This is a genomic window from Actinomadura sp. 6K520, from assembly GCF_004349245.1.
In the GTDB taxonomy this organism is placed as follows: domain Bacteria; phylum Actinomycetota; class Actinomycetes; order Streptosporangiales; family Streptosporangiaceae; genus Spirillospora.
In genome coordinates this window covers 1-1748 of sequence record NZ_SMLC01000381.1, presented here as the reverse complement: position 1 = coordinate 1748, position 1748 = coordinate 1, and the positions used below count along the sequence as shown (strand labels likewise).

The following is a 1748-nucleotide window of genomic DNA, read 5'->3' as shown; positions in this document are numbered from 1 at the left end:
GGCGCCTGCGGGGCGGGCTCCTGCGGATGGGCGGCAGGCGGCTGAACGGGCCCGGGTTGCACGGGCTGGGGCTGAACAGGCCGGGACTGGGGCTGGACGGGCTGTGGCTGGGGCTGTGGCTGGACGGGCGGTGGCTGCGGGCCCGGCGGCTGCGTCCGTTCCTGGAAGGGCGGAGAGGCAGGCGGTGCTTGGTGGTCCGGCTGGACCATGAGGCAGAACGGGCACTCGGGAAGGGCGGTCGGCTCGCCGCACCATCCACAGGGCCGGTACTCGGAAGCGGCGAGCAGGCTCTGCAGCGCCTGCGGATGCCCGCTGAAGGCCACGAACTCGGCGTACTTCTTGGCCCCCCAGTATTCGGCGCTCATCGGCTGGGTGGCGACCGCGGTCATCGAGACCGCCGCGATCATCGGACGCAGTTTGTGCTGCAGCCAGTCGACGTCGCCGTTCTCGTGGCTGAACAGCATCAGCACGGGATCGGCCGGGCGCAGGGCCGGCTCTGGGACGGGGGCGGCCGTGGTGATGCGGTGCACCGCCGGGCGGGGCCCCGCCGACACCGCGAAGCCGTTGCCCGGCAGGTAGGACGACACATGGGCCGCGAGTCCGGTCTTGATGTGCTCAAGGCGGGCGACGCTGTTCACCCAGGCCCCGGCGTAGACGCTCTCGCACAGCCGGAGGGCGAGGCTCGCGAGAACTCCGGGCCGGGTGTAGGAGGACGCGAACGTCAACTGGTCGGCGATCAGCGAGAGCGCGAGCGGGGGAACGTCGAGCGGCACGCCGGCGACGCGGTCGGTGAGCAGGGCGGACCGGGCCAGCCGGACCATCCTGCGGGCCCGCTCGCCCTTCCACGACGGGTAGACCACCAGTACGGCGCCGCGCTGCCCGAGGGCGTACGCGACATGGTCGATGAAGGCGGCGCACGCGTCGTCGCCCCCTCCCAGACCGACCCTCTGGGCCACGGTGGCCTGGAGGATGCCCGTGCTGGGGAAGTCCCCCGCGAGTACGACCGCTGTCACGGTCGCCTCGGATCGTCGTCGGGCCTCACCGGGCCGCCCCTCCTGTTCTGCACGGCGGACGATCGATCATCGTTCTCGTCCGGCGGGTGCGCTGGCGTTGGTCACCACGGTCGCCGCAACTCGGGCGATTCACCCGTCCGGCAGATGAACCGTAATGGAACCGTGGTGCCGCGTTCTTCGATGCCGCCGGCTTTCCCGCGGTTCCACCGATCGGGTGGACGCGCTTGAGGGATCCTGACATGGCCGCACTACCTGGGAAAACGATGACCGTTGCTGTGCCGGCACAGGTACCGGCACTACCGCCGCAGATTTCTTCGGGCATGCTCGACCGCCCCCGCGGCAGGTGCCGCATGCTCACTTCGCCTCCCGGGGGCGGCACGGCCCCACGCCATTCTCCCGGAAGGCACGCAGCTGATCAACAATCAGGCAAAAGTCCACAGTCGGTCAGAGAATTGGGCCCCAGGGCCCTGGACACGAATACCCGGCCCACTTCCGGCGTGATTACTTGAATAGTGGACTATTTAATCCGCCAGGTGAGACGGCCGCCGGACACAGGCTCTAGAGTCTTCCTGTAGGCGGCCCCAAACTGGAGACGACGGCGATGACGAATCCTTCGGACCCCGGCCACCCATCGCGCCCGCCGGCGCCCGGACCGCCGGGAGGTCCGTACGGCCCGCCGCCCCAGCAGCAACCGCAGCAGCCGGGCGCGGTCCCCGGCCCCCGTCCGCCCGACCC

General features: G+C 70.7%; 1 protein-coding gene. It reads right to left on the bottom strand.

All coding sequences use genetic code 11. The features are described from left to right. On the bottom strand, positions 1–1013 hold a 1013-nt coding region (locus tag E1289_RS37460; protein ID WP_131988913.1), incomplete at its 3' end, for a hypothetical protein. Positions 1014–1748 lie beyond the last annotated feature (735 nt).